General features: G+C 44.2%; 8 protein-coding genes. 6 read left to right on the forward strand and 2 right to left on the reverse strand.

The genetic code is table 11. The features are described from left to right. Positions 1-110: 110 nt before the first annotated feature. A complete protein-coding gene (locus ED312_RS24090) occupies positions 111-275 on the reverse strand; it encodes a hypothetical protein (protein ID WP_206363194.1) in 165 nt (54 codons plus the stop codon). A gap of 140 nt (positions 276-415) precedes the next feature. On the opposite strand from ED312_RS24090, the gene ED312_RS01970 reads away from it, so the two are divergent. Both ED312_RS01970 and ED312_RS01975 read left to right on the forward strand, forming a co-directional pair. Further along, positions 416-1,192, forward strand: coding sequence for an alpha/beta fold hydrolase (locus tag ED312_RS01970; RefSeq protein WP_123214330.1), 777 nt, complete (start codon positions 416-418; stop codon positions 1,190-1,192). A 104-nt stretch (positions 1,193-1,296) separates the two neighbouring features. Further along, complete coding sequence (locus ED312_RS01975; protein ID WP_240642992.1) at positions 1,297-1,512, forward strand: hypothetical protein; 216 nt, start codon at positions 1,297-1,299, stop codon at positions 1,510-1,512. 2 nt (positions 1,513-1,514) lie between these two features. Here the strand turns inward: ED312_RS01975 and thiL are convergent, their stop codons facing one another. Then, positions 1,515-2,564: a thiamine-phosphate kinase gene (gene thiL / locus ED312_RS01980; protein ID WP_123214325.1), complete on the reverse strand. Its 1,050-nt coding sequence runs from the start codon at positions 2,562-2,564 to the stop codon at positions 1,515-1,517. 224 nt (positions 2,565-2,788) lie between these two features. On the opposite strand from thiL, the gene ED312_RS01985 reads away from it, so the two are divergent. The 4 genes from ED312_RS01985 to sufD all read left to right on the forward strand — a co-directional run bounded on the left by ED312_RS01985 (position 2,789) and on the right by sufD (position 6,957). Next, positions 2,789-3,118, forward strand: a complete 330-nt coding sequence (locus tag ED312_RS01985; RefSeq protein ID WP_123214326.1) for a HesB/IscA family protein — start codon at positions 2,789-2,791, stop codon at positions 3,116-3,118. A 65-nt stretch (positions 3,119-3,183) separates the two neighbouring features. Beyond that, complete coding sequence (sufB, locus tag ED312_RS01990) at positions 3,184-4,629, forward strand: Fe-S cluster assembly protein SufB (RefSeq protein ID WP_123214327.1); 1,446 nt, start codon at positions 3,184-3,186, stop codon at positions 4,627-4,629. 127 nt (positions 4,630-4,756) lie between these two features. Further along, positions 4,757-5,512 (forward strand): Fe-S cluster assembly ATPase SufC, encoded by a 756-nt coding sequence (gene sufC / locus ED312_RS01995; RefSeq protein ID WP_123214328.1) that lies wholly within the window; start codon positions 4,757-4,759, stop codon positions 5,510-5,512. 128 nt (positions 5,513-5,640) lie between these two features. Continuing rightward, complete coding sequence (sufD, locus tag ED312_RS02000) at positions 5,641-6,957, forward strand: Fe-S cluster assembly protein SufD (protein WP_123214329.1); 1,317 nt, start codon at positions 5,641-5,643, stop codon at positions 6,955-6,957. Positions 6,958-7,013: the final 56 nt, after the last annotated feature.

Genomic DNA, 7,013 nt, shown 5'->3' on the forward strand with positions numbered 1-7,013 from the left:
CGGTTTGCCGTCAAAGCAGTTGGGTATGACATCGGAAGCAAACCCGTTAGCGGTCAACGTAACCCGGTTTACCGTCAAAGCAGTTGGGTATGACATCGGAAGCAACCGGGTTAGCGGTCAACGTAACCCGGTTTACCGTCAAAGTAGTTGGTTATGACATCAAAAGCAACCTGTTTAGCGGCTAAAGTAAATGGGTTAGCCGCTAAACCAACTACTTCCGGCGTCAAAGGGATTGCTTTAATGGCCGTTTTTCGGGCATTAAGGCGGGAAATCATTTACCCGCTTTTTGTGTCCGGCTTGTCGTGTAGGTTTTAACGATGTTAAGGAAAATTAATATTGAGAAAGGTTTTTGGCATTTGCGTACGAAATGCACAACTTTGCATTTTCCAATGACATTAATAACACAGAACGGCAAATGACAATTAATCACAAGGGTATCCCCGTTTTTTATACGGAAGAGGGCAAAGGGCCTGTTTTGGTGCTTTTGCATGGTTTTTTGGAGAATTCGGGTATGTGGAAGGGTCTGATGCCGGACCTTTCTGATAAAAACAGGGTTATTGCCATCGACTTGCTGGGGCATGGACAGACAGGATGCCTGGGCTATGTGCATACGATGGAAATGATGGCCGAAGCAGTAGAAGAGGTTCTGAAACACCTGAAGGTACGTAAATCCGTGTTCATCGGGCATTCCATGGGGGGGTACGTGGCCCTGGCCTTTGCCGAGAAGAATCCGGATGCCGTAAAAGGGCTGGTGTTGCTCAATTCCACTGCCCGGGCGGATGATGAAACCCGAAAACAGAACAGGGACCGGGCCATTGCCGCAGTGAAACAGAATCACCGGAATTTTATAAGAATGGCTGTCTCCAATCTTTTCCGTCCCAAAAACCGTAAAATATTCCGTGAAGAGATAAATGCCGTTAAAGCGGAGGCGCTTAAAACACCTTTACAGGGAATTGTGGCTGCACTGGAAGGAATGAAGATCCGGGAGGACAGGGAAGTGCTCCTGCATTTCTCACCTTACAAAAAGATGATGATCCTCGGAAAAAAAGATCCCGTCCTGAATTTTGATGTCTTGATGGACCAGGTAAAGGGCACAGATGTTGCGATATTTGAAGTTTCTGACGGACATATGAGCCATATTGAGAATAAAAAAGAAGTTTTGTATGCAATATGTTGGTTTTTAAAGAAATAGCCGGATTTTTTTTGATTTTTGATTTATAAAATAGTATATTCGGGGGCGTGAATCGAAAACTACCCAGACCCATGCGTATAAAGTCTAATAAATCCGTTTTTTCTATGGCCCGAATACTCTGCTTTATCTTCGGACACCGATTCAGGGTAACCAAGGAAGTAACATCTTATGTCAAAGAATATCAGTGTAGTTGTTGCAGGGCGGAAGTAACCGTAAATGATGAAGGACGCCTTACCTCGCTGACCTCACAACTGAAAGAGATCAACGAGACGCTGGCCGAATTACATCAGAAAAAGCAGCACTCCAGTTCCGCAGCCTGATATTACTCTTCTTTCAGCGCATTCCAGCCTCTTGCTTTGAGCGGGATTTTCGTGTTTGCCCTGGTGATTAAATGCATACCTTCGTTTTCGGGGGTCATATGCCCGATGACGGTCAGATGAGGATTGCCTTTGATTTTCGGGTAATCGCTCTGTGCGATAGTAAAGAGCAGCTCATAATCCTCTCCGCCGCTCAGGGCTACCATAGTACTGTTAATGTCAAATTCCTCGCTGGCGGAAATAACCTGCGGGTCCAGCGGGATCTTATCTTCGTACAGGTTGCACCCTACGCCCGATTGCTTGCAAAGATGTAAGATCTCCGAAGAAAGACCGTCCGATATGTCTATCATGGATGTAGGTTTCACTCCCAGTTCCTTTAACAGTACGGGAATATCTTTTCTGGCTTCCGGTTTTAATTGTCTCTCTATAATATAGGTGTACATGGACAGGTCGGGCTGGTTATTGGAGTTTACCTTGAATACCTCTTTTTCCCTTTCCAGTACCTGCAGGCCCATATAGGCACCTCCGAGATCGCCAGAAACCACCAGGAGATCATTGGACTTTGCGCCGTTACGGTATACCAGGTCCTCATTTTTGGCTTCACCTATGGCAGTGACAGATATGAATAGCCCTTTATTGGAAGAAGTAGTGTCGCCGCCTATCATGTCCACGTCGTATAATTCGCAGGCAAGGGCAATACCCCCGTAAAGTTCTTCCAGGGCTTCCAGCGGAAAACGATTGGAAACGGCAATGGAAACAGTGATTTGCGTGGCTGTGGCATTCATGGCATAGATGTCGGACAGGTTGACTATAACAGCCTTGTACCCCAGGTGCTTTAAGGGTACATATGCCAGGTCAAAATGTACGCCTTCCACCAACAGATCGTTGGTGACTACAGTTTTTCTGTTTTTGAAATCCAGTACGGCGGCATCATCCCCTACTCCTTTTACTGTGGATTTTCGCGTGATCTTAAAATCTTTGGTCAGATGTTCTATCAGTCCGAATTCCCCAAGTTCGGACAGCGAAGTGCGCTGTGGGTTTTTGTCTTCTATCATATTGCAAAGGTAGGAGTTTTTCAAAGATATCGGGTATGCCGGGTTTTCCGGCCCGAAGGTCTTTTGAAAAAAATGGCGAATGTATTATTCTGCCGTTTTTCAGCGTGTTATTGTTATAAATTTCTCTTATACTGCCATTGTGTAATTGCTGTGTAAATAGTTTATTAAGTCTATTATAGTTACTATCTTTGCATTGCAAATTAGGATTAAACTACGATAAAACCATGATAAGAGTTTCAGACACAGCGAAGCGAAAGGTTGTAGAGCTTATGACCGAAGAAGGTTTTGATGCCTCTATGGACTATGTGCGCGTAGGCGTGAAAAGCGGGGGATGCAGTGGCCTGTCGTACGAACTGAAGTTCGACAAGCTGCAAAACGAAGATGATAAGATCTTTGAGGATAATGCAGTGCGCATTCTTGTAGATAAAAAGAGTTTTTTGTATCTGGTGGGAACAACACTGGAATATTCGGGTGGGCTTAACGGAAAAGGATTTGTGTTCAACAACCCGAATGCACAGCGTACATGCGGGTGCGGGGAGAGTTTTTCGTTATAGACTATAACGGAATTTTGCATCTCCATGTACAAGCGTACAGATGTTAATGGTATGAAATTAAAGAGATGGCATATACAGAAGAAGAATTAAAAAAAGAACTTGAAACCAAGGAATACGAATACGGTTTTTATACGGATATAGAATCGGATACATTTCCCGTGGGACTTAACGAGGAGATCGTCCGGGCTATTTCCAGGAAGAAAGAAGAACCGGAATGGATGACCGAGTGGCGGGTAGAAGCCTTTAAGGCATGGGAACAGATGATCGAACCCGAATGGGCGAATGTAACCTATAAAAAACCTGATTTTCAGAATATCAGTTATTATTCGGCCCCCAAGAAGAAAGATAAGTATAACAGCCTGGATGAAGTAGATCCGGAATTGCTGGAAACCTTTAATAAACTGGGAATATCTCTCGACGAGCAGAAAAAGCTTGCGGGAGTGGCCATAGATGTAGTGATGGATTCCGTTTCCGTAGCTACCACCTTTAAGAAAACCCTTGCCGAAAAAGGGATCATTTTCTGCTCTATCAGTGAGGCTATCAAAGAGCACCCGGAACTCGTAAAGAAATATATCGGTTCCGTAGTGCCCAAAAAGGACAATTTTTATGCGGCTCTCAATTCGGCCGTGTTCTCTGACGGGTCGTTCTGTTACATACCCAAAGGAGTGCGTTGTCCGATGGAATTGTCCACATATTTCCGCATCAATCAGGCGGGGACCGGACAATTCGAGCGGACATTGGTCATTGCGGATGAAGGGAGTTATGTGAGTTACCTGGAAGGTTGTACCGCACCTATGCGGGATGAAAACCAGCTCCACGCTGCGGTAGTGGAACTTATAGCCCTTGAAGATGCTGAAATAAAATACTCTACGGTTCAGAACTGGTTTCCCGGAGGAAAAGACGGTAAGGGCGGGGTGTATAACTTTGTGACCAAAAGAGGATTGTGCGAAACCAATGCCAAGATCTCCTGGACCCAGGTAGAAACGGGTAGTGCCATTACCTGGAAATATCCCAGTTGTATCCTGAAAGGCGATAACTCCGTCGGGGAATTTTACTCTATTGCCGTAACCAATAACTATCAGCAGGCTGATACCGGGACCAAAATGATCCACCTCGGGAAAAATACCAGGAGTACCATTATATCCAAGGGGATTTCCGCAGGAAAATCACAGAATAGTTACCGGGGACTGGTACAAATCAACAGCAGGGCCGAAAATGCGCGGAACTTTTCACAGTGTGATTCCCTTTTGATGGGAAATGACTGTGGTGCACATACATTTCCGTACATAGAGGCCAAAAATAAAACTGCCCAGATAGAACACGAGGCTACGACCTCAAAAATCGGAGAAGACCAGATATTTTACTGTAACCAGCGGGGAATCGATACGGAAAAGGCCATTGCATTGATCGTGAATGGTTTTAGTAAAGAGGTTCTGAATAAACTTCCTATGGAATTTGCCGTGGAAGCTCAGAAATTACTGGAAATATCGCTGGAAGGTTCCGTCGGGTAAAACTCTGGAAAATCATCATTATTTATTGGAATACAGTCGAACAGTAGTAATGCAAAAAATTGGTTGCCGGGCCTTTATCCTTCCCGGGATAAAGAACAGGGCGCCCATTTTTAAATTTTAATAAGAAATGCTAAAGATAAACAACTTACATGCCGGTGTAGAAGGCAAGGAGATACTAAAGGGGATAAACATCGAGGTGAATGCCGGAGAAGTGCATGCTATCATGGGACCTAACGGTTCCGGTAAAAGTACATTGTCTTCCGTTATTGCCGGTAAGGAGGAATTTGAGGTTACGGAAGGTAATATCCTCTTTCAGGGAGAAGACGTGGAGGAATTTTCCCCGGAAGAAAGGGCACACAAAGGTATTTTCCTGTCTTTCCAGTATCCGGTGGAAATTCCCGGTGTATCGGTGACCAATTTCATGAAAACTGCGATCAACGAAACCCGGAAAGCACAGGGACTTGAAGAGATGCCTGCCAATGAGATGCTGAAGAAAATACGGGAAAAGTCAGAGCTTCTGGAAATAGACCGCAAATTTCTTTCCCGTTCTTTAAATGAAGGGTTTTCCGGTGGAGAGAAAAAACGGAACGAAATATTCCAGATGGCCATGCTGGAGCCGAAACTGGCTATTCTCGATGAAACGGATTCCGGATTGGATATCGACGCCCTCCGTATCGTTTCTAACGGGGTAAACCGCTTGCGTTCCAAAGACAATGCCGTAGTCGTAATTACGCACTATCAGAGATTGCTGGATTATATCGTTCCGGATTTTGTACATGTACTCCTCGACGGAAAGATCGTAAAATCCGGAGGTGCGGAACTGGCGCACGAGCTGGAAGAAAAAGGGTACGACTGGATAAAACAGGAAAAAGTTAGTAACTAGGTTTTCCGGTTTGTTGGGATTTTCATTTTCCGATGAAGAGGCGCCTTTTGTAATAAAAAACTTTGATCCGGATAATGGATATGAACAGGATGTTTAATGAAAACCGGAAACAACAGAAACTTAAATAAATGGAATTAAAAGATAAATTGGTTTCTTCTTTCTTCGCGTATGAAGACGGACTGGATGTGCATTCGCCCATACATGATATCTGCTCGGATGCGATGAAGAAATTCGACAAAAAAGGATTTCCGACCAGGAAAGAAGAAGCTTGGAAATATACTTCTTTAAACGCGATCCTCAAGCAAAACTACAGCCTGTTTCCGAAAGGGGACACCGGACTGGAGTTCAAGGATGTAATGCGATATTTTATCCATGACATAGATTCGTATAAAATAGCTTTTGTAGACGGCAGGTACAGTTCCAATCTGTCGGCAACTTCCCATGAAGGACTGGACATATGCCTTATGAGCTCCGCCTTGAGCAAGCCAAAATACAGGGCTGTTATTGAAAAGTATTTTAACCGGGCTGCCAATACGGAAGATAGTCTCACCGCTCTTAATACGGCTTTTTTAAAAGAAGGAGCATTCATAAACATCCCTAAAGGGAAAGTTGTGGATAAACCTATTCAGATCCTTCACTTTTCTACCGGTAAAGAGCCTGCAATGATGCTTCAGCCGAGAAACCTGATTATTGTTGGAGAAAATGCGCAGGTACAGATTATAGAGCGTCACCAGAATCTTACGGAAAATCCCGTACTTACCAATGTGGTAACGGAGATATTTGCGGATAAACAGGCTTTGGTAGATTATTATAAAATACAGAATGATAACCAGGCTGCTTCTCTTATAGACAATACCTATATAATGCAGGAGAAAAACAGCCATGCTTCCGTACATACCTTTTCCATAGGCGGGAACCTGACGCGCAATAACCTGAATTTCTATCATAAAGACGAGTATATTACTTCTACGCTAAAGGGGATTACCATTATAGGGGAAAAACAACATGTGGACCACCATACCCTGGTAAACCATGTACATCCCAATTGCGAAAGTCACCAGGATTATAAAGGGATATACGCCGATCGCAGCACCGGGGTGTTCAACGGTAAAGTGATTGTGGAAAAAGAAGCGCAGAAAACCAATGCGTTCCAGCAGAACAACAATATCCTTCTGGATGATAAAGCCACGATCAACACCAAGCCCCAGCTGGAAATATTTGCCGATGATGTAAAATGTTCACACGGGTGTACCGTAGGACAACTGGATGAAGAGGCTTTGTTTTATCTTCGTTCCAGGGGGATTCCTGTGAAAGAGGCCAAAGCACTTCTGATGTATGCCTTTGCCAATAATGTCCTGGAAAGCGTGAAAATACCGGAAGTAAAAGCGCGTATCAACAAGCTTATCGCAAGAAAACTGGGTGTTAACCTCGGGTTTGAACTTTAATCCCATTAAATGGGTCTAATTCCCCGATGCTCTGCATCGAAATGAGCTAAGGTTTG

It is taken from the genome of Sinomicrobium pectinilyticum (assembly GCF_003725735.1).
Taxonomy (GTDB): Bacteria; Bacteroidota; Bacteroidia; order Flavobacteriales; family Flavobacteriaceae; genus Sinomicrobium; species Sinomicrobium pectinilyticum.

Coding starts and splice junctions, on each gene's coding strand:
- ED312_RS24090 (WP_206363194.1), bottom strand. CDS start 275: ATGATTTCCCGCCTTAATGCCCGAAAAACGGCCATTAAAGCAATCCCT.
- ED312_RS01970 (WP_123214330.1), top strand. CDS start 416: ATGACAATTAATCACAAGGGTATCCCCGTTTTTTATACGGAAGAGGGC.
- ED312_RS01975 (WP_240642992.1), top strand. CDS start 1,297: ATGGCCCGAATACTCTGCTTTATCTTCGGACACCGATTCAGGGTAACC.
- thiL (WP_123214325.1), bottom strand. CDS start 2,564: ATGATAGAAGACAAAAACCCACAGCGCACTTCGCTGTCCGAACTTGGG.
- ED312_RS01985 (WP_123214326.1), top strand. CDS start 2,789: ATGATAAGAGTTTCAGACACAGCGAAGCGAAAGGTTGTAGAGCTTATG.
- sufB (WP_123214327.1), top strand. CDS start 3,184: ATGGCATATACAGAAGAAGAATTAAAAAAAGAACTTGAAACCAAGGAA.
- sufC (WP_123214328.1), top strand. CDS start 4,757: ATGCTAAAGATAAACAACTTACATGCCGGTGTAGAAGGCAAGGAGATA.
- sufD (WP_123214329.1), top strand. CDS start 5,641: ATGGAATTAAAAGATAAATTGGTTTCTTCTTTCTTCGCGTATGAAGAC.